Consider the following 20346-nt stretch of genomic DNA (forward strand, 5'->3'; position numbering starts at 1 on the left):
CGGTGAACTTGGTGTGCGGCTTGACCGAACCTGGCTTGACCAGAACCTGGCCACGCTCAACGTCGTCACGCTTGGTACCACGCAGCAGAACGCCGCAGTTCTCGCCAGCACGACCTTCGTCGAGCAGTTTGCGGAACATCTCAACACCGGTGCAGGTAGTGGTGGTGGTGTCACGCAGACCAACGATTTCCAGAGAGTCCTGAACGCGAACGATACCGCGCTCGATACGACCAGTCACAACAGTACCGCGACCCGAGATCGAGAACACGTCTTCGATTGGCATCAGGAATGGCTTGTCGATCATACGAACTGGCTCTGGGATGTAGGTATCCAGAGTTTCAACCAGTTTACGAACGGCAGTGGTGCCCATTTCGTTGTCGTCTTTGCCTTCCAGCGCCATACGAGCCGAACCGATGATGATCGGAGTGTCGTCACCTGGGAAGTCGTAGGTCGACAGCAGGTCACGAACTTCCATCTCAACCAGTTCCAGCAGCTCAGCGTCGTCTACCAGGTCAGCCTTGTTCAGGAAAACCACGATGTACGGAACGCCTACCTGACGGGACAGCAGGATGTGCTCACGGGTTTGCGGCATCGGACCATCAGCGGCCGAGCAAACCAGGATCGCACCGTCCATCTGGGCAGCACCGGTGATCATGTTCTTCACGTAGTCAGCGTGACCTGGGCAGTCAACGTGAGCGTAGTGACGAATAGTCGAGTTGTACTCAACGTGAGCGGTGTTGATGGTGATACCGCGAGCTTTTTCTTCTGGTGCGCTGTCGATCTTGTCGAATTCAACGACGGCCGAACCGAAAACTTCGGAGCAGACGCGAGTCAGAGCAGCAGTCAGAGTGGTTTTACCGTGGTCAACGTGACCAATGGTGCCAACGTTGACGTGCGGTAGGGAACGATCAAATTTTTCTTTAGCCACGACAATTAACTCCTAGCCTAAAGGGGCTGAATCAGCCTTGTTTTTTGGTTACGGATTCGACGATGTGCGACGGAGCCGTATCGTATTTTTTGAATTCCATAGAGTAGCTTGCGCGACCCTGGGACATGGAACGAACGTCGGTCGCATAACCGAACATCTCACCCAGTGGAACCTCGGCACGGATAACCTTGCCGGACACTGTGTCTTCCATACCCTGGATCATGCCGCGACGACGGTTAAGGTCGCCCATCACATCACCCATATAGTCTTCAGGCGTAACAACCTCTACCGCCATGATCGGCTCGAGCAACTCACCACCGCCCTTCTGGGCCAGTTGCTTGGTCGCCATGGAAGCAGCCACCTTAAACGCCATCTCGTTGGAGTCGACGTCGTGGTAAGAACCATCGAACACGGTAGCCTTCAGGCCGATCAGCGGATAGCCGGCAACAACGCCGTTCTTCATCTGCTCTTCGATACCCTTCTGGATAGCCGGGATGTATTCCTTAGGAACCACACCACCTACAACTTCGTTCACGAACTGCAGACCTTCCTGACCTTCGTCAGCAGGAGCAAAACGGATCCAGCAGTGACCGAACTGGCCGCGACCACCGGACTGACGAACGAACTTGCCTTCGATTTCACAGTTCTTCGTGATGCGCTCACGATACGAAACCTGAGGCTTGCCGATGTTGGCTTCGACGTTGAACTCACGGCGCATCCGGTCAACCAGGATGTCCAGGTGCAGCTCGCCCATGCCGGAGATGATCGTCTGACCAGTCTCTTCATCAGTTTTAACGCGGAAAGACGGGTCTTCCTGAGCGAGTTTGCCCAGAGCGATACCCATTTTTTCCTGGTCATCCTTGGTCTTAGGCTCTACGGCAACCGAAATAACCGGCTCCGGGAAGTCCATGCGAACCAGGATAATTGGCTTGTCAGCGTTGCAGAGGGTTTCACCAGTGGTGACGTCCTTCATGCCGATCAGGGCCGCGATGTCGCCAGCGCGCACTTCCTTGATCTCTTCACGGGCGTTTGCGTGCATTTGCACCATACGACCCACGCGCTCTTTCTTGCCTTTGACCGAGTTGATCACGCCGTCGCCGGAGTTCAACACGCCCGAGTAAACGCGGACGAAGGTCAGAGTACCCACGAATGGGTCGGTAGCGATCTTGAACGCCAGAGCCGCGAAAGGCTCGTTGTCGTCTGCATGACGCTCCATCTCTTCTTCCTCGTTATCAGGGTTGGAACCCTTGATAGCAGGAATGTCGGTCGGAGCAGGCAGGTAGTCGATAACGGCGTCGAGAACCAGGGGAACGCCCTTGTTCTTGAACGAAGAACCGCAAACGGCCAGAACGATTTCGCCGGCGATAGTACGCTGACGCAAAGCAGCCTTGATCTCTTCGATCGACAGCTCTTCGCCTTCCAGGTACTTGTTCATCAGCTCTTCGTTGGCTTCGGCAGCAGCTTCAACCATGTTGTTGCGCCACTCTTCAGCCAGCTCTTGCAGCTCGGCAGGAATGTCCTTGCGAACAGGGACCATACCTTTGTCGGAGTCATTCCAGTAGACAGCTTGCATGTTGATCAGATCGATCTGACCCTGGAAGTTGTCTTCGGAACCGATGGCCAACTGGATCGGCACCGGAGTGTGACCCAGACGCTGCTTGATCTGACCGATCACGCGCAGGAAGTTGGCGCCGGCACGGTCCATCTTGTTTACGTAAACAAGACGTGGAACGCCGTATTTGTTGGCTTGACGCCATACGGTTTCCGACTGCGGCTCAACACCCGAAGTACCGCAGAACACAACGACAGCGCCGTCGAGTACGCGCAGGGAACGCTCAACTTCAATGGTGAAGTCAACGTGGCCCGGGGTATCGATTACGTTGAAACGGTGCTCGTGAGAGTACTGCTTCTCGGAACCTTTCCAGAAGGCGGTAATGGCAGCAGAAGTAATGGTAATACCACGCTCCTGCTCCTGAACCATCCAGTCTGTGGTCGCGGCGCCATCATGCACCTCGCCCATTTTGTGACTTTTGCCGGTGTAAAACAGTACGCGCTCGGTGGTGGTGGTTTTACCAGCATCCACGTGAGCGACGATACCGATGTTACGGTAGCGGCTAATCGGAGTAGTACGAGCCATAAAGCCCTCGCAAAATTAGTGAAGCTAAAATTAGAAGCGGTAGTGCGAGAAAGCTTTGTTAGCTTCGGCCATACGGTGCACGTCTTCACGCTTCTTAACAGCAGCACCTTTACCTTCAGCAGCATCCAGCAGTTCGCCAGCCAAACGCAGAGCCATAGACTTCTCGCCGCGCTTACGGGCGAAGTCTACCAACCAGCGCATTGCCAGAGCGTTACGACGGGAAGGACGAACCTCGACCGGAACCTGGTAAGTAGCACCACCAACGCGGCGCGACTTCACTTCGACCAGCGGAGCGATGGCGTCGAGTGCTTTTTCGAAGAGTTCCAGGGGATCGGTGCCAGCCTTACGGGCCGCAACGGTTTCCAGGGCACCATAAACGATACGCTCGGCAACGGCTTTCTTGCCGCTTTCCATAACGTGGTTCATGAATTTGGCGAGGATCTGGCTTCCGTATTTCGGATCGTCCAGAATCTCACGCTTTGCTGCTACGCGACGTCTTGGCATGATAAGCCCTCAAGCGGTCTTCAGGTTAGCTCGGGACAGATCCAGAGGATGCGTGCCCGACCTTACTCTTATCGACTCAATAAAATAAAAATCTGCAAAACGGCCGATTACTTCGGACGCTTGGTACCGTACTTCGAACGACCCTGGTTACGGCCTTTAACGCCGGAAGTATCCAAGGAGCCGCGAACGGTGTGGTAACGAACACCTGGCAAGTCTTTTACACGACCGCCGCGGATCAGTACCACGCTGTGCTCTTGCAGGTTGTGGCCTTCACCGCCGATGTACGAGGAAACCTCGAAACCGTTGGTCAGACGCACACGGCATACTTTACGCAGTGCCGAGTTAGGTTTTTTCGGCGTGGTGGTGTACACACGGGTGCACACGCCACGACGTTGCGGGCAGTTCTGCAGCGCAGGTACGTCGGATTTCTCGACGATACGCTTACGCGGCTGACGTACCAGCTGGTTGATAGTTGCCATCTACTAGCTCCACTGTTGTCTTGCGACGCTATTGTCTTGCAAGAAAAGCAAAATGGCAGGAACGAATTCCCGCCAAATTTAGGGGATCAAGAGTCTAAAGAGGATCTTGATTCCAGTCAAGGCAAGGCCCCGACCTCCCCGCCCATCGAACCTTGACTTGATGTCTCGATTCGACGAACGGAGCGACCAGGGCCTCACGCTCGTTTATCGCAGAACTCAGTTACCGCTCGAGTTCAGCGCTTCGGTCAGTGCAGCTTCCACTTCACTGGCGCTTACGCGCAACGGCTTGTCGGCATCACGGCGACGCTTGCGCTCGCTGTGATAGGCAAGACCGGTACCAGCCGGGATCAGACGACCCACGACTACGTTTTCTTTCAGGCCGCGCAGGTAATCGCGCTTGCCGGTGACTGCCGCTTCGGTCAGTACGCGGGTGGTTTCCTGGAAGGAAGCCGCCGAGATGAACGATTCGGTGGACAACGACGCCTTGGTGATACCCAGCAGAACGCGAGTGAACTTGGAGACAAACTTGTCTTCCGCGCTCAGACGCTCGTTCTCTACCAGAACGTGAGTCAGTTCCATCTGGTCACCCTTGATGAAGCTGGAATCGCCGGACTCGGAGATTTCAACTTTACGCAGCATCTGACGCAGGATGGTCTCGATGTGCTTGTCGTTGATCTTCACGCCTTGCAGACGATAAACGTCCTGGATCTCGTTGACGATGTACTTGGCCAGCGCGCTTACACCCAACAGACGCAGGATGTCGTGCGGATCGCTTGGACCGTCGGAGATAACTTCGCCGCGGTTTACCTGTTCGCCTTCGAAGACGTTCAGGTGACGCCACTTCGGAATCAGCTCTTCGTACGGATCGCTACCGTCGTTCGGGGTAATGACCAGACGGCGCTTGCCTTTGGTCTCTTTACCGAACGCGATGGTGCCGCTGACTTCAGCCAGAATCGACGCTTCTTTCGGACGACGGGCTTCGAACAGGTCGGCAACACGCGGCAGACCACCGGTGATGTCACGGGTCTTCGAAGTTTCCTGCGGGATACGAGCGATAACATCACCGATCGCAATCTTCGCACCGTCAGCCACACCGACCAGGGCGTTGGCTGGCAGGAAGTACTGAGCGATAACGTCAGTGCCTGGCAGCAGCAGATCCTTGCCGTTGTCGTCGACCATCTTCACTGCTGGACGGATTTCCTTACCGGCAGCTGGACGATCTTTCGCGTCAAGTACTTCAATGTTGGTCATACCGGTCAATTCGTCAGTCTGACGCTTGATCGTGATGCCTTCTTCCATGCCCACGTAGGTCACGGTACCTTTCATTTCGGTAACGATCGGGTGAGTGTGCGGATCCCACTTGGCCACGATTGCGCCAGCGTCGACCTTGTCACCTTCTTTAACCGAAATCACAGCACCGTACGGCAGCTTGTAACGCTCGCGCTCACGACCGAAGTCATCCGCGATTGCCAGCTCACCGGAACGGGACACAGCAACCAGATGGCCATCCACTCGCTCAACGTGCTTCAGGTTGTGCAGACGGACGGTACCGCCATTCTTCACCTGAACGCTGTCGGCTGCGGAAGTACGGCTTGCCGCACCACCGATGTGGAACGTACGCATGGTCAGCTGGGTACCCGGCTCACCGATGGACTGGGCAGCGATAACGCCGACCGCTTCACCGATGTTCACCTGGTGACCACGAGCCAGATCACGGCCGTAGCACTTGGCGCAGATGCCGTAGCGGGTTTCGCAGCTGATCGGCGAACGCACGATCACTTCGTCGATGCTGTTCAGCTCGATGAACTCGACCCACTTCTCGTCAACCAGAGTGCCGGCAGGAACGATAACGTCCTCGGTACCCGGTTTGAATACGTCACGGGCAATCACACGACCCAGTACGCGCTCACCCAACGGTTCTACAACGTCACCGCCTTCAATGTGCGGAGTCATCAGCAGACCGTGTTCGGTGCCGCAATCGATCTCGGTTACTACCAGATCCTGCGCCACGTCTACCAGACGACGAGTCAGGTAACCGGAGTTAGCGGTTTTCAACGCGGTATCCGCCAGACCTTTACGAGCACCGTGAGTCGAGATGAAGTACTGAAGTACGCTCAGACCTTCACGGAAGTTCGCAGTAATCGGCGTTTCAATGATGGAACCGTCCGGCTTGGCCATCAGACCACGCATACCGGCCAGCTGACGAATCTGTGCTGCGGAACCCCGCGCACCCGAGTCAGCCATCATGTACATCGAGTTGAAAGACTCTTGGTCGACTTCGTCGCCGTGACGGTCGATGACTTTCTCTTTCGAGAGGTTGGCCATCATCGCCTTGGAAACTTCGTCGTTCGCTTTCGACCAGAGGTCGATCACTTTGTTGTACTTCTCGCCCTGGGTTACCAGGCCGGAGGCGTACTGGCTCTCGATCTCTTTCACTTCGTCGGTGGCTGCACCGATGATGCGGGCTTTTTCATCCGGGATAACGAAGTCGTTAACACCGATGGAAACGCCGGAGATGGTCGAGTAAGCGAAACCGGTGTACATCAACTGGTCAGCGAAGATCACGGTCTCTTTCAGACCAACCACGCGGTAGCACTGGTTGATCAGCTTGGAGATCGCCTTTTTCTTCATCGGCAGGTTGACGACGTCGAACGACAGACCTTTTGGCACAACCTGGAACAGCAGCGCACGGCCGACAGTGGTGTCGACGATACGGGTACCGCTCACGCTGTTGCCGTCACGGTCGTTGACGGTTTCGTTGATACGAACCTTGACCTTGGCGTGCAGTGCGGCTTCGCCGGCACGGAACACACGGTCGACTTCCTGCAGATCCGCGAACACACGACCTTCGCCCTTGGCGTTGATCGCTTCACGAGTCATGTAGTACAGACCCAATACAACGTCCTGCGACGGAACGATGATTGGCTCACCGTTGGCTGGCGACAGAATGTTGTTGGTCGACATCATCAACGCACGCGCTTCGAGCTGGGCTTCCAGCGTCAGCGGTACGTGCACGGCCATTTGGTCGCCGTCGAAGTCGGCGTTGTACGCGGCGCAGACCAGCGGGTGCAGCTGGATAGCCTTACCTTCGATCAGTACCGGTTCAAACGCCTGGATACCCAGACGGTGAAGGGTCGGTGCACGGTTGAGAAGAACCGGGTGTTCGCGAATCACTTCAGCGAGAACGTCCCAAACCTCTGGCAACTCGCGCTCGACCATTTTCTTGGCCGCTTTGATGGTGGTCGCCAGACCACGCATTTCGAGCTTGCCGAAAATGAACGGTTTGAACAGCTCGAGAGCCATCTTCTTCGGCAGACCGCACTGGTGCAGACGCAGGGTCGGGCCTACGGTAATTACCGAACGACCGGAGTAGTCAACACGCTTACCGAGCAAGTTCTGACGGAAACGACCTTGCTTACCCTTGATCATGTCAGCCAGGGATTTCAGAGGACGCTTGTTGGAACCAGTGATTGCGCGGCCACGACGACCGTTGTCGAGCAGTGCATCGACCGCTTCCTGCAACATACGCTTTTCGTTGCGCACGATGATGTCCGGCGCGGACAGATCCAGCAGGCGCTTCAAACGGTTGTTACGGTTGATCACTCGACGATACAGATCGTTGAGGTCGGAGGTCGCGAAACGACCGCCATCCAGCGGGACCAGTGGACGCAGATCTGGCGGCAGAACCGGCAGAACGGTCAGCACCATCCACTCTGGCAGGTTGCCGGAACCCTGGAAGGCTTCCATCAACTTCAGACGCTTGGACAGTTTCTTGATCTTGGTTTCCGAGTTGGTTTGCGGAATTTCTTCGCGCAGACGGCCAATCTCGTGTTCCAGGTCGATAGCGTGCAGCAATTCACGGACAGCTTCGGCACCCATGCGGGCGTCGAAATCGTCACCGAACTCTTCCAGCGCTTCGAAGTACTGCTCGTCGTTCAGCAGCTGACCTTTTTCAAGGGTGGTCATGCCTGGATCGATAACGACATAGCTCTCGAAGTAGAGAACGCGTTCGATATCACGCAGGGTCATGTCCATCAGCAGGCCGATACGCGACGGCAGCGATTTCAGGAACCAGATGTGGGCAACCGGCGAAGCCAGTTCGATGTGCGCCATGCGCTCACGACGAACCTTGGCCAGTGCGACTTCAACGCCGCACTTCTCGCAGATCACACCACGGTGCTTCAAGCGCTTGTACTTACCGCACAGGCACTCGTAATCCTTTACCGGGCCAAAGATCTTGGCGCAGAACAGGCCGTCACGCTCAGGTTTGAACGTACGGTAGTTGATGGTTTCCGGCTTTTTAACTTCACCGAACGACCACGAACGGATCATCTCCGGCGAGGCCAATCCGATACGGATGGCGTCGAACTCTTCGACTTGACCCTGGTTTTTCAGCAAATTCAGTAGGTCTTTCAAGGCCTTTCCTCCTGGCGGAGCAGAGAGCGGGCAATCCTGCCCCGCTCTCGATTCGCGTCACGTGTTATTCGGTTTCCAGATCGATATCGATGCCGAGGGAACGAATTTCCTTGATCAACACGTTGAAGGACTCGGGCATGCCCGGCTCCATACGGTGATCGCCATCCACGATGTTTTTGTACATCTTGGTACGGCCGTTCACATCGTCCGACTTCACTGTGAGCATTTCTTGCAGAGTGTAAGCAGCACCGTATGCTTCCAGTGCCCAGACCTCCATCTCCCCGAAACGCTGACCACCGAACTGCGCCTTACCACCCAGCGGCTGCTGGGTAACCAGGCTGTAAGAACCGGTAGAACGCGCGTGCATCTTGTCGTCTACCAAGTGGTTCAGCTTCAGCATGTACATGTAGCCAACGGTAACTGGACGCTCGAACTTGTTGCCGGTACGGCCGTCGGTCAGCTGCATCTGGCCGCTTTCCGGCAGGTCTGCCAGTTTCAGCATGGCCTTGATTTCGCTTTCCTTGGCGCCGTCGAACACTGGAGTGGCCATTGGAACGCCGCCACGCAGGTTGTTCGCCAGATCGAGGATTTCCTGATCGGAGAAGCTGTCCAGATCTTCGTTACGACCGCCGATCTGGTTGTAGATCTCGTCCAGGAAGGTGCGCAGTTCAGCGACTTTACGCTGCTCTTCGACCATCCTGTTGATCTTCTCGCCCAGACCTTTGGCCGCGAGGCCCAGGTGGGTTTCGAGGATCTGACCAACGTTCATACGCGAAGGTACGCCCAGCGGGTTGAGGACCACGTCGACCGGGGTGCCATTGGCATCGTGCGGCATGTCTTCAACCGGCATGATCACGGAGACCACACCCTTGTTACCGTGACGACCGGCCATCTTGTCGCCCGGCTGGATGCGGCGACGGATTGCCAGGTAAACCTTGACGATCTTCAGCACGCCTGGAGCCAGGTCATCGCCCTGCTGCAGTTTGCGCTTCTTGTCTTCGAACTTGTCGTCCAGCAGACGGCGACGATCAACGATGTAGGCCTGAGCCTTCTCGAGCTGCTCGTTCAGAGCATCTTCAGCCATGCGCAGTTTGAACCACTGGCCGTGCTCAAGACCGTCGAGTACTTCGTCGGTGATGTCCTGACCTTTCTTCAGGCCGGCGCCGCCTTCGGCCTTGTGGCCTACCAGTGCGGAACGCAGACGCTCGAAAGTCGCGCCTTCAACGATGCGGAACTCTTCGTTCAGATCCTTGCGGATCTCGTCCAGCTGGGACTTCTCGATCGACAGTGCACGAGCATCACGCTCAACGCCGTCACGGGTGAAGACCTGTACGTCGATGACAGTACCTTTGGTGCCGGTTGGCACGCGCAGGGAAGTGTCTTTAACGTCGCTGGCTTTCTCACCGAAGATCGCACGCAGCAGTTTTTCTTCCGGAGTCAGTTGGGTCTCGCCTTTCGGAGTGACCTTACCCACCAGGATGTCGCCTGCGCCTACTTCAGCACCTACGTAAACGATACCGGCTTCGTCCAGCTTGTTCAGTGCAGCTTCACCCACGTTCGGGATGTCCGCAGTGATTTCCTCTGGGCCAAGCTTGGTGTCACGGGCCACACAGGTCAGTTCCTGAATGTGGATCGTGGTGAAACGGTCTTCCTGAACCACACGCTCGGACAGGCAGATGGAGTCTTCGAAGTTGAAGCCGTTCCATGCCATGAACGCGATGCGCATGTTCTGACCCAGTGCCAGTTCACCCATATCGGTGGACGGGCCGTCGGCCATGATGTCGCTACGCTGAACACGATCACCTTTACGCACCAGCGGACGCTGGTTGATGCAGGTGTTCTGGTTCGAGCGGGTGTATTTGGTCAGGTTGTAGATGTCGACACCGGCTTCACCGGTTTCAACTTCGTCATCGGCAACACGAACCACGATACGGCTGGCATCGACGGAATCGATCACGCCACCACGACGAGCCACGACGCAAACGCCGGAGTCACGGGCTACGTTACGCTCCATGCCGGTACCTACCAGCGGCTTGTCAGCGCGCAGAGTCGGTACAGCCTGACGCTGCATGTTCGAACCCATCAACGCACGGTTGGCGTCGTCGTGCTCGAGGAACGGAATCAGCGACGCTGCAACCGAGACAACCTGCTTCGGCGAAACGTCCATCAGGGTGACGTCTTCCGGCGCCTTGACGGTGAATTCGTTCAGGTGACGTACGGCAACCAGTTCGTCGATCAGGACTTTCTGCTCGTTCATGGTCGCCGAAGCCTGCGCGATCACGTGATCGGCTTCTTCAATAGCGGACAGGAACACGATCTCGTCGGTGACCACACCCTCTTTCACCACGCGGTACGGGCTTTCCAGGAAGCCGTACTGGTTGGTGCGAGCGTACGCAGCCAGGGAGTTGATCAGACCGATGTTCGGACCTTCCGGCGTTTCAATCGGGCAGACACGACCGTAGTGAGTCGGGTGTACGTCACGGACTTCAAAGCCTGCGCGCTCACGAGTCAGACCGCCAGGGCCGAGTGCAGAGACACGACGCTTGTGGGTGATCTCGGACAGCGGGTTGTTCTGGTCCATGAACTGCGACAGCTGGCTGGAACCGAAGAACTCTTTCACCGCCGCAGCCACTGGCTTGGCGTTGATCAGGTCTTGCGGCATCAGGCCTTCGCTTTCAGCCATCGACAGACGCTCTTTGACCGCACGCTCAACACGTACCAGGCCAACGCGGAACTGGTTCTCGGCCATTTCGCCTACGCAGCGAACACGACGGTTACCCAGGTGGTCGATGTCATCGACGATGCCTTTACCGTTACGGATGTCGACCAGAGTCTTCAGGACCGCGACGATGTCTTCCTTGCACAGCACGCCCGAACCTTCGATTTCGGTACGACCGATACGACGGTTGAACTTCATCCGGCCGACCGCAGACAGGTCATAGCGCTCGGGGCTGAAGAACAGGTTGTTGAACAGGGTTTCGGCAGCGTCTTTGGTTGGCGGCTCGCCTGGACGCATCATGCGATAGATCTCGACCAGCGCTTCCAATTGGTTGCTGGTGGAGTCGATCTTCAGCGTGTCGGAGACGAACGGACCGCAGTCGATGTCGTTGGTATACAGGGTCTCGATGCGAACGACCTGGGCCTTGGCGATTTTTGCCAGGACTTCAGTGTTCAGCTCGGTGTTGCATTCGGCCAGGATTTCGCCGGTAGCCGGGTGCACGATAGCCTTGGCGGTGGTGCGGCCGAGGACGTAGTCCAGTGGCACGTCCAGCGTCTTGATACCGGCTTTCTCGATCTGGTTGATGTGGCGCGCGGTAATACGGCGGCCTTGCTCAACGATGACCTTGCCCTTCTCGTCCTGGATGTCCAGAACCGCAACTTCACCACGCAGGCGCGATGGCACCAGTTCCAGGCTGAGAGTTTCGCCGCTCAGGTGGAATACGTTGGTGGTGTAGAACGCGTCCAGCACTTCTTCGGTGGTGTAACCGAGTGCGCGCAGCAGTACCGAAGCCGGCAGTTTGCGACGACGGTCGATACGCACGAAGACGCAGTCTTTCGGGTCGAATTCGAAGTCCAGCCACGAACCGCGGTAAGGAATGATGCGAGCCGAGTACAGCAGTTTGCCGGAGCTGTGCGTCTTGCCGCGGTCGTGGTCGAAGAACACGCCCGGGGAACGGTGCAGCTGGGAAACGATAACACGCTCGGTACCGTTGATTACGAAGGTACCGTTCTCAGTCATCAGGGGGATTTCACCCATGTAGACTTCTTGCTCTTTGATGTCCTTGATCGCTTTGTTCGACGATTCTTTGTCGAAAATGATCAGGCGCACTTTTACCCGCAAAGGTACGGCGAAAGTTACACCGCGCAATACGCATTCTTTGACATCAAATGCCGGTTCGCCCAGGCGATAACCGACGTACTCCAGCGCAGCATTGCCGGAGTAGCTGATGATCGGGAAAACGGATTTGAAGGCCGCATGCAGGCCCACGTCGCGGAACTGATCTTTAGTCGCTCCCGCTTGCAAGAATTCACGATACGAATCCAGCTGGATGGCCAGGAGGTAAGGCACATCCATGACGTCCGGCAACTTGCTAAAGTCCTTGCGGATACGTTTTTTCTCAGTATATGAGTAAGCCATCAGCGTTCCCCAGCTTGGTCACCTGCTTGTTTGGCCCCTCCCGACGGGAGCAGCCAGAAAATCGTGCAAACCCCATGGTTTGCGCCACCGCATCGGGTGGTTACAGCGCCTTTATCGGCACCGACCCAGTCGGCTGCCAATAACGGAAAAAGGCCGGTGGCAAGAGCCACCAGCCATCAGCCTGTCGCTTGACGCTCGGGCTGGAGGAGCAAAGTCGATGCTTACTTCAGCTCGACTTTAGCGCCTGCTTCTTCCAGCTTCTTCTTGGCGTCTTCAGCCGCTTCTTTCGAAACGCCTTCAGCTACAACCTGAGGAGCGCCGTCTACTTTCTCTTTGGCTTCTTTCAGGCCCAGACCGGTCAGTTCACGAACTGCCTTGATCACGTTAACCTTCTTCTCGCCAGCTTCCAGCAGAACAACGTTGAACTCGGTTTGCTCTTCAACAGCAGCAGCAGCTACAGCTGGGCCAGCCGAAGCGGCAGCAGCGGTAACACCGAAGGTTTCTTCCATCGCTTTGATCAGCTCAACGATTTCCACTACGGATTTCTGGCCGATTGCTTCGATGATTTGTTCGTTAGTCAGAGACATGTCTCAATTCCTGAATTGGGGGACGGCCTACGCGACCATCGAAATAAACAAAAAACGCGAGAAGTGACGAGCCTTAGGCTGCGGCAGCTTCTTTCTGGTCGCGAATTGCCGCCAGAGTACGAGCCAATTTGCTGGTTGCGCCTTGAATCACGCTCATCAGCTGAGAAATTGCTTCGTCACGGGTCGGCAGAGTTGCCAGTACGTCGATCTGATTAGCTGCGAGGAACTTGCCCTCGAACGCAGCTGCCTTGATCTCGAACTTGTCCTGACCCTTGGCAAACTCTTTGAAGATACGGGCAGCAGCGCCCGGATGTTCGTTCGAGAATGCAATCAGGGTCGGGCCGGTGAACACGTCGTTGAGGACACTGTATTGAGTGTCAGCAACAGCGCGCTTGAGCAGGGTGTTACGTACAACACGTACGTAAACGCCAGCTTCACGAGCCTCTTTACGGAGTCCGGTCATTGCGCCTACTGTTACGCCACGTGCATCAACCACGACAGCGGACAGAGCGACTTTGGCAGCCTCGTTGACTTCAGCGACGATGGCCTTCTTGTCTTCGAGATTAATTGCCACGGGTTTAACTCCTGCTTGTTACCGTTTCATTCGATCGGAACCGAATGTCGTTTTGGTGTCTGATTCGGTAAGGAACCGGGAGCACCATCTGCGTAGGCTTGAGGTTTAAGGCTTGCGCCGCCTACGGTCTTGGATAGCCCCCGCCAGGCAGGGACCCCAATCTTTCAATTGGCGCGGCAAACCGCGCCAACCTTTGTCTTACGCGTCGAGTGAGCTCTGGTCGATAACCAGACCTGGGCCCATGGTGGTGCTCAGGGTAACGCGCTTGACGTAAATGCCTTTCGAGGAAGCTGGCTTGATACGCTTCAGATCAGCGATCAGGGCTTCAACGTTTTCCTTCAGCTTGACGGCGTCGAAGCCGATCTTGCCAACGGAAGTGTGGATGATGCCGTTTTTGTCGGTGCGATAACGAACCTGACCAGCCTTGGCGTTCTTGACCGCGTTGGCTACGTCTGGAGTTACGGTGCCGACTTTCGGGTTAGGCATCAGGCCGCGTGGACCGAGGATCTGACCCAGCTGACCTACAACGCGCATGGCATCCGGGGATGCGATCACTACGTCATAGTTCAGGTCGCCGCCTTTCATTTCAGCAGCCAGGTCGTCCATACCCACACGGTCAGCGCCGGCAGCCAGAGCGGCCTCAGCAGCTGGACCCTGGGTGAACACAGCAACGCGAACGGTCTTGCCAGTGCCGTGCGGCAGCACAGTAGCGCTACGAACAACCTGGTCGGATTTACGCGGGTCTACACCCAGGTTTACAGCAACGTCGAACGACTCGCTGAACTTGACAGTCGACAGCTCGGCCAGCAGAGCAGCGGCGTCTACAATGTTGTAGGCCTTGCCTGCTTCGATTTTGCCGGCGATAGCCTTTTGACGCTTGGTCAGCTTAGCCATTACACACCCTCCACGTTAAGGCCCATGCTACGAGCAGAACCGGCGATAGTACGCACGGCTGCATCCATATCAGCTGCAGTCAGATCCGCGTTTTTGGTTTTCGCGATTTCTTCCAGCTGAGCACGGGTAACAGTGCCAACCTTAACGGTGTTCGGACGAGCGGAACCGCTGGTCAGACCGGCCGCCTTCTTCAGCAGAACCGAAGCAGGGGTGGATTTGGTTTCGAAAGTGAAGCTACGGTCGCTGTAGACAGTGATGATCACTGGAGTCGGCAGACCTGGCTCAAGACCCTGAGTACGGGCGTTGAAAGCCTTGCAGAATTCCATGATGTTCACGCCGTGCTGACCCAGAGCAGGACCAACCGGTGGACTTGGGTTAGCCTGAGCGGCCTTCACTTGCAGCTTGATGTAAGCGGTAATCTTCTTGGCCATGAGGCACTCCAATTACGGGTTCGAACGCCTCGAAAGGCTCCCCGGTTACTTGCGCGTTTATCCCAGTGACGACAAAACCCCACAGCCTAAGGCTGCGGGGTTGGGATTGCTTGTCCAGCTAGACCTTCTCGACCTGACTGAACTCGAGCTCCACCGGAGTAGAGCGACCGAAAATGAGCACTGCCACTTGGATCCGGCTCTTTTCGTAGTTAACTTCTTCCACAACGCCATTGAAATCAGCGAATGGACCGTCATTGACACGCACCGTCTCGCCTGGCTCGAACAACGTCTTCGGCTTCGGCTTGTCGCTACCATCAGCAACGCGACGCAGAATCGCTTCTGCCTCTTTATCGGTAATCGGCGCAGGCTTGTCAGCGGTACCGCCGATGAAACCCATCACCCGAGGAGTATCCTTGACCAAGTGCCAAGTACCCTCGTTCATATCCATCTGGACCAGCACATAGCCTGGGAAGAACTTCCGTTCGCTTTTGCGCTTCTGGCCGTTACGCATCTCAACCACTTCTTCAGTGGGAACCAGAATCTCGCCGAAGCCATCTTCCATGCCAGCCAGCTTTACGCGCTCGATCAGCGAGCGCATCACATGCTTCTCGTAACCCGAGTAAGCATGCACAACATACCAACGCTTAGCCACGGGACACCCTTAGCCGACAATCAAGGAAACAAGCCAGCCGAGCAGGGAATCGAGACCCCACAACAGCAACGCCATAACCAGAACAACAGCCACGACAATCAGCGTGGTCTGCGTGGTTTCTTGGCGAGTTGGCCACACGACTTTACGAATCTCGGTGCGAGCTTCCTTAACCAGTACAAAGAAAGACTTGCCCTTCGCAGTCTGCAGGCCTACAAAGGCAGCTACAGCAGCAATGGCAAGCAAAGCGAGTACACGGTACAGGATCGGCGAAGCAGCGTAATACTGATTGCCAACAACGCCAACAACTACCAAAGCGACTACTACAAGCCACTTGAGCAGATCGAAGCGAGAGCCTTGAGCTTCAGCTTTAGGAGTCATCTATGAAGATCCTGTGAAAAGAAAGCCAGACACACCGAGTGAATCTGGCAGGTCAGGAGGGAATCGAACCCCCAACCTACGGTTTTGGAGACCGTCGCTCTGCCAATTGAGCTACTGACCTAAAACAAAATCAGGCCGACCATTATGCCGGCCTGAAAAATACATTACAACCGCTTATTCGATGATTTTGGCTACGACACCAGCGCCGACGGTACGACCGCCCTCACGGATAGCGAAACGCAGACCGTCTTCCATCGCGATGGTTTTGATCAGGGTAACAGTCATCTGAATGTTGTCACCTGGCATTACCATTTCAACGCCTTCTGGCAGCTCGCAGTTACCAGTCACGTCAGTAGTACGGAAGTAGAACTGTGGACGGTAGCCTTTGAAGAACGGAGTGTGACGACCGCCTTCTTCCTTGCTCAGAACGTAAACTTCTGCGGTGAACTTGGTGTGCGGCTTGACCGAACCTGGCTTGACCAGAACCTGGCCACGCTCAACGTCGTCACGCTTGGTACCACGCAGCAGAACGCCGCAGTTCTCGCCAGCACGACCTTCGTCGAGCAGCTTCCGGAACATTTCAACACCGGTGCAAGTAGTAACGGTGGTGTCACGCAGACCAACGATTTCCAGAGAGTCCTGAACGCGAACGATACCGCGCTCGATACGACCAGTCACAACAGTACCGCGACCCGAGATCGAGAACACGTCTTCGATTGGCATCAGGAATGGCTTGTCGATCATACGAACTGGTTCTGGGATGTAGGTATCCAGAGTTTCAACCAGTTTACGAACGGCAGTGGTGCCCATTTCGTTGTCGTCTTTGCCTTCCAGCGCCATACGAGCCGAACCGATGATGATCGGAGTGTCGTCACCTGGGAAGTCGTAGGTCGACAGCAGGTCACGAACTTCCATCTCAACCAGTTCCAGCAGCTCAGCGTCATCTACCAGGTCAGCCTTGTTCAGGAAAACCACGATGTACGGAACGCCTACCTGACGGGACAGCAGGATGTGCTCACGGGTTTGCGGCATCGGACCATCAGCGGCCGAGCAAACCAGGATCGCGCCGTCCATCTGGGCAGCACCGGTGATCATGTTCTTCACGTAGTCAGCGTGACCCGGGCAGTCAACGTGAGCGTAGTGACGAATAGTCGAGTTGTACTCAACGTGAGCGGTGTTGATGGTGATACCGCGAGCTTTTTCTTCTGGTGCGCTGTCGATCTTGTCAAATTCAACGACGGCCGAACCGAAAACTTCGGAGCAAACGCGAGTCAGAGCAGCAGTCAGAGTGGTTTTACCGTGGTCAACGTGACCAATGGTCCCAACGTTGACGTGGGGCAGGGAACGATCAAATTTTTCCTTAGCCATCGATATCACCCTCTACAGAAGAAATTAGACAAACAATATCAACCATTAAAACAAAGGCAGATATTTTCATATCTGCCTTGTTATATGGAGCTCTTGAGCGGATTTGAACCGCTGACCTCACCCTTACCAAGGGTGTGCTCTACCAACTGAGCTACAAGAGCAAAACCCTTTTTGCACAACCTGCAAACTTGGAGCGGGTAGCGGGAATCGAACCCGCATCATCAGCTTGGAAGGCTGAGGTTCTACCACTAAACTATACCCGCGGAGCCTGCAGCTCACGCTTAAATCTGGTGGAGGGAGAAGGATTCGAACCTTCGAAGTCGTAGACGTCAGATTTACAGTCTGATCCCTTTGGCCGCTCGGGAACCCCTCCTAATCAGGCCGGCATTCTATATCATGCCAAACCCCTGTCAAGCATTTTCTCATTTAAAAACCTGAGGTTAGCTGCGTTGACACGCCCTACTTTGAAATCCGGTTAAGGCCTTCGCTGTGGAGCGGGCGCCATTCTATGCAAACTATTCAGCAGGTGCAACCCCCTCGCACAGCATTATTTTATGTTTTAACTCATTGAATTCCTTGGAAAGGTTTTGCAACTGCTGATCGCCCAACAAACGCTGGCCGTCCGGCGCAACTGCAAGCCAGTAACCGCTTCCTGCAGCATCTTTCGGCACGGATTGAGCATTGACCTTCATTGCCACCAGGCGCTGTTGCAACCTGGCAATTGAATCCTCATCAGAAAACCCACCAAGGAACAGACACTGCTGACGCGGAGCAGCCTCTACTTTGCGCCCATCACCGCCTGTTTCGCTCAGCAGACGAATATCCTGCTGAGGACCACGATATAAATTCAAAGGCGTCACGTCTTTGGCTCGCAAGGGCGCTTCCTGCTGATGCCAGACATAGTAAAAAACATTGAGAACCACAAGGAGCAGGAACAACCAACGCATATAAACCTCAGGACAAGGGACACGCCATGGCCAGGCCGACAAAAACCAGGTCGGGCACAATCCGGGCTTCAGGCGCGGCGCCATCAACCAATTCAGCATCTCCTCCTGTAATGAAGACAGTGAAGTCTTCCCCCCAATGAGCACGAGCCAACTCTAACTGTGTGAGGACGAATCCTCTCAACATCAAAGAACAACCACGCTCTACGGCCTCAACGGTGGTCCGCCCCGGTACATGACTGGAAAGCGCTCGCTCCGCCGCCTCATCGCCATAACGAATTTTACGGGTGTGAGTACGCAACTGGTTACGCATCAAAGGCATGCCAGGACAAATAAACCCACCGAGATGCTCACCATCAGCCGCGACAAAATCAGCAGTGACTGCCGTACCGAAGTCCAGAACCAGGCAAGCGTCGCCGGCAGCCAGGTGAAATCCACCAAGCATTGCCAGCCACCGATCAAGCCCTAAGCGTTCATAGTCTTCATAACCGTTTCGAACACCGGACATCTCGCGGGCGGGTTTCGCACATACGATAGGAATATTGAACTCGCGCTCAATAAGCCCGATTAATGCGCCTGTCTCCTCATTAGTCCTTACGCTTACCAAACGACAGTTGCGCAATGAAAGCGACTTTATGATGTGCAGACGGTCAATCAAAGCCTGGTTGGAATCTACAACCCCTTCCGAAACAACCTCGCCCGCCAAGGCATCCAGCACTCGCCATTTGATAAAACTGTTTCCGCAGTCAAGCTCAAGAATCATCACGCAACCTCAGGCTGAGCTCACCGCCACTAAAGACTTTTTCGACACCGTCAACACTCAAGCGCAACCCGCCCTGGCTATCAATACCGAGCACAACCCCTTGAATATGGCTGTTACCCGCAATCAACGAAACGGAACGACCCTGCCAAAGATGACTTTCCGCCCATTCACCCTGCAGACTTGCGAAGCCGTCGACCTGGTGCTTCTGGATGTAAGCGCTAAGTTGGTTACTCAACTCAACTACCAGAGCATTGCGATCGCATGATTTTCCCGACTCGAGCCTGATAGAAGTCCATTGCTGGTCGACCTCATCAGCAACCTGCATATTCACGTTGATTCCTATACCCAATACAACATGACACACATCCGCCGGATCGCCGACGAGCTCGAGCAGGATGCCAGCGATTTTTTTGTTATCCACCAAAACATCGTTGGGCCACTTCAACCCGGCACCCGGGACTCCCGAATTACGCAAGGCCTGCATAACGGCCAGACCGACGACAAGACTCAGCCCTTCAAGCTGACGCATGCCGCCATCGATGCGGAGGACGAGGCTGTAATAAAGGTTGTCGGCAAATGGACTCACCCACTTACGGCCTCGCCTGCCGCGCCCGGCTAGCTGCCGCTCGGCCAGTATCAAAAATGGCGCGAGAGCGCCCTCACCAATGGAGCGCAAAGCTTCCGCATTAGTCGAATCGACAGAATCGAGCACATATACAGGCCATTGGGGCGCCTTTCTGGTTATTTCCTGAGGATCAAGCAGCGCCAAGGGCGCAGACAACTGATAACCCCGACCGCGAACTTTATGGATCGACAAACCAAGCTCTGCCTCCAGATGCTGCAGCTGCTTCCAAACGGCACTTCGGCTTATTCCCAGGGCGGCCCCCAGATCCTGTCCAGAATGGAATCGCCCATCCTTCAGAAGATTCAACAATGTCAACATGCAGGTTTCGCCTCACAATGAGGCCCGAATGATAGCCATGCCCCGAGCCGTTGCATAGAAATCAAGCAGACACATTTCTTACCGGCAAAACAAAACCCCAACTGCTTTCGCAATTGGGGTTTCGGAATTTAATCTTGACGATGACCTACTCTCACATGGGGAAACCCCACACTACCATCGGCGATGCATCGTTTCACTGCTGAGTTCGGG

Annotated in this window: 16 protein-coding genes, 4 tRNA genes and 1 rRNA gene; all 21 read right to left on the reverse strand. The window is 55.5% G+C overall.

The window, feature by feature from the left end; genetic code table 11:
- Positions 1 to 928: elongation factor Tu (gene tuf / locus ND528_RS27825; RefSeq protein WP_263471717.1), on the reverse strand; the 928-nt coding region annotated here is incomplete at its 3' end.
- Positions 929 to 959: 31 nt separating this feature from the next.
- A complete protein-coding gene (gene fusA, locus ND528_RS27830) occupies positions 960 to 3065 on the reverse strand; it encodes an elongation factor G (protein WP_016772942.1) in 2106 nt (701 codons plus the stop codon).
- 30 nt (positions 3066 to 3095) lie between these two features.
- Positions 3096 to 3569 (reverse strand): 30S ribosomal protein S7, encoded by a 474-nt coding sequence (gene rpsG / locus ND528_RS27835; protein WP_016772941.1) that lies wholly within the window; start codon positions 3567 to 3569, stop codon positions 3096 to 3098.
- Between the two features lie 107 nt (positions 3570 to 3676).
- On the reverse strand, positions 3677 to 4048 hold the full coding sequence (rpsL, locus tag ND528_RS27840; RefSeq protein ID WP_003186084.1) for a 30S ribosomal protein S12: 372 nt from the start codon (positions 4046 to 4048) through the stop codon (positions 3677 to 3679).
- A gap of 216 nt (positions 4049 to 4264) precedes the next feature.
- The gene (rpoC, locus tag ND528_RS27845) at positions 4265 to 8464 is read right to left on the reverse strand and encodes a DNA-directed RNA polymerase subunit beta' (RefSeq protein ID WP_016772940.1); all 4200 of its coding nucleotides are present in this window, start codon (positions 8462 to 8464) and stop codon (positions 4265 to 4267) included.
- Between the two features lie 64 nt (positions 8465 to 8528).
- Positions 8529 to 12602, reverse strand: a complete 4074-nt coding sequence (gene rpoB, locus ND528_RS27850) for a DNA-directed RNA polymerase subunit beta (RefSeq protein ID WP_016772939.1) — start codon at positions 12600 to 12602, stop codon at positions 8529 to 8531.
- A gap of 221 nt (positions 12603 to 12823) precedes the next feature.
- Entirely contained in the window at positions 12824 to 13189 is a 366-nt protein-coding gene (gene rplL / locus ND528_RS27855) for a 50S ribosomal protein L7/L12 (protein ID WP_007962228.1), read from the reverse strand.
- Between the two features lie 73 nt (positions 13190 to 13262).
- Positions 13263 to 13763: a 50S ribosomal protein L10 gene (rplJ, locus tag ND528_RS27860; RefSeq protein WP_008081912.1), complete on the reverse strand. Its 501-nt coding sequence runs from the start codon at positions 13761 to 13763 to the stop codon at positions 13263 to 13265.
- 198 nt (positions 13764 to 13961) lie between these two features.
- Complete coding sequence (rplA, locus tag ND528_RS27865; RefSeq protein WP_024014523.1) at positions 13962 to 14657, reverse strand: 50S ribosomal protein L1; 696 nt, start codon at positions 14655 to 14657, stop codon at positions 13962 to 13964.
- Entirely contained in the window at positions 14657 to 15088 is a 432-nt protein-coding gene (gene rplK, locus ND528_RS27870; RefSeq protein WP_003176435.1) for a 50S ribosomal protein L11, read from the reverse strand. Before rplK ends, rplA begins: the two co-directional genes overlap by 1 nt.
- A gap of 118 nt (positions 15089 to 15206) precedes the next feature.
- Complete coding sequence (gene nusG, locus ND528_RS27875; RefSeq protein ID WP_007957598.1) at positions 15207 to 15740, reverse strand: transcription termination/antitermination protein NusG; 534 nt, start codon at positions 15738 to 15740, stop codon at positions 15207 to 15209.
- Between the two features lie 9 nt (positions 15741 to 15749).
- Complete coding sequence (gene secE / locus ND528_RS27880) at positions 15750 to 16118, reverse strand: preprotein translocase subunit SecE (protein ID WP_016772937.1); 369 nt, start codon at positions 16116 to 16118, stop codon at positions 15750 to 15752.
- A 45-nt stretch (positions 16119 to 16163) separates the two neighbouring features.
- A tRNA-Trp gene (locus ND528_RS27885) sits at positions 16164 to 16239 on the reverse strand.
- A 53-nt stretch (positions 16240 to 16292) separates the two neighbouring features.
- Positions 16293 to 17486, reverse strand: a complete 1194-nt coding sequence (gene tuf, locus ND528_RS27890; protein WP_263471718.1) for an elongation factor Tu — start codon at positions 17484 to 17486, stop codon at positions 16293 to 16295.
- A gap of 85 nt (positions 17487 to 17571) precedes the next feature.
- Positions 17572 to 17647: transfer RNA gene (locus tag ND528_RS27895), tRNA-Thr, on the reverse strand.
- Between the two features lie 28 nt (positions 17648 to 17675).
- Positions 17676 to 17749: transfer RNA gene (locus ND528_RS27900), tRNA-Gly, on the reverse strand.
- Between the two features lie 25 nt (positions 17750 to 17774).
- Positions 17775 to 17859, reverse strand: a tRNA-Tyr gene (locus ND528_RS27905).
- Between the two features lie 142 nt (positions 17860 to 18001).
- Complete coding sequence (locus ND528_RS27910; RefSeq protein ID WP_130912289.1) at positions 18002 to 18433, reverse strand: SPOR domain-containing protein; 432 nt, start codon at positions 18431 to 18433, stop codon at positions 18002 to 18004.
- Positions 18434 to 18440: 7 nt separating this feature from the next.
- Positions 18441 to 19193, reverse strand: a complete 753-nt coding sequence (locus tag ND528_RS27915) for a pantothenate kinase (protein WP_263471719.1) — start codon at positions 19191 to 19193, stop codon at positions 18441 to 18443.
- Positions 19183 to 20136 carry a bifunctional biotin--[acetyl-CoA-carboxylase] ligase/biotin operon repressor BirA gene (gene birA, locus ND528_RS27920; RefSeq protein ID WP_263471720.1) on the reverse strand — a complete coding sequence of 318 codons (954 nt, stop codon included), beginning with the start codon at positions 20134 to 20136 and terminating at the stop codon, positions 19183 to 19185. Before birA ends, ND528_RS27915 begins: the two co-directional genes overlap by 11 nt.
- A 132-nt stretch (positions 20137 to 20268) precedes the next feature.
- Positions 20269 to 20346 (reverse strand): 5S ribosomal RNA (rrf, locus tag ND528_RS28735); the annotation flags it as partial.

Source organism: Pseudomonas mercuritolerans (assembly GCF_025706525.1).
In the GTDB taxonomy this organism is placed as follows: domain Bacteria; phylum Pseudomonadota; class Gammaproteobacteria; order Pseudomonadales; family Pseudomonadaceae; genus Aquipseudomonas; species Aquipseudomonas mercuritolerans.

Coding starts and splice junctions, on each gene's coding strand:
- fusA (WP_016772942.1), bottom strand. CDS start 3,065: ATGGCTCGTACTACTCCGATTAGCCGCTACCGTAACATCGGTATCGTC.
- rpsG (WP_016772941.1), bottom strand. CDS start 3,569: ATGCCAAGACGTCGCGTAGCAGCAAAGCGTGAGATTCTGGACGATCCG.
- rpsL (WP_003186084.1), bottom strand. CDS start 4,048: ATGGCAACTATCAACCAGCTGGTACGTCAGCCGCGTAAGCGTATCGTC.
- rpoB (WP_016772939.1), bottom strand. CDS start 12,602: ATGGCTTACTCATATACTGAGAAAAAACGTATCCGCAAGGACTTTAGC.
- rplL (WP_007962228.1), bottom strand. CDS start 13,189: ATGTCTCTGACTAACGAACAAATCATCGAAGCAATCGGCCAGAAATCC.
- rplA (WP_024014523.1), bottom strand. CDS start 14,657: ATGGCTAAGCTGACCAAGCGTCAAAAGGCTATCGCCGGCAAAATCGAA.
- rplK (WP_003176435.1), bottom strand. CDS start 15,088: ATGGCCAAGAAGATTACCGCTTACATCAAGCTGCAAGTGAAGGCCGCT.
- secE (WP_016772937.1), bottom strand. CDS start 16,118: ATGACTCCTAAAGCTGAAGCTCAAGGCTCTCGCTTCGATCTGCTCAAG.
- tuf (WP_263471718.1), bottom strand. CDS start 17,486: ATGGCTAAGGAAAAATTTGATCGTTCCCTGCCCCACGTCAACGTTGGG.
- ND528_RS27910 (WP_130912289.1), bottom strand. CDS start 18,433: ATGCGTTGGTTGTTCCTGCTCCTTGTGGTTCTCAATGTTTTTTACTAT.
- ND528_RS27915 (WP_263471719.1), bottom strand. CDS start 19,193: ATGATTCTTGAGCTTGACTGCGGAAACAGTTTTATCAAATGGCGAGTG.
- birA (WP_263471720.1), bottom strand. CDS start 20,136: ATGTTGACATTGTTGAATCTTCTGAAGGATGGGCGATTCCATTCTGGA.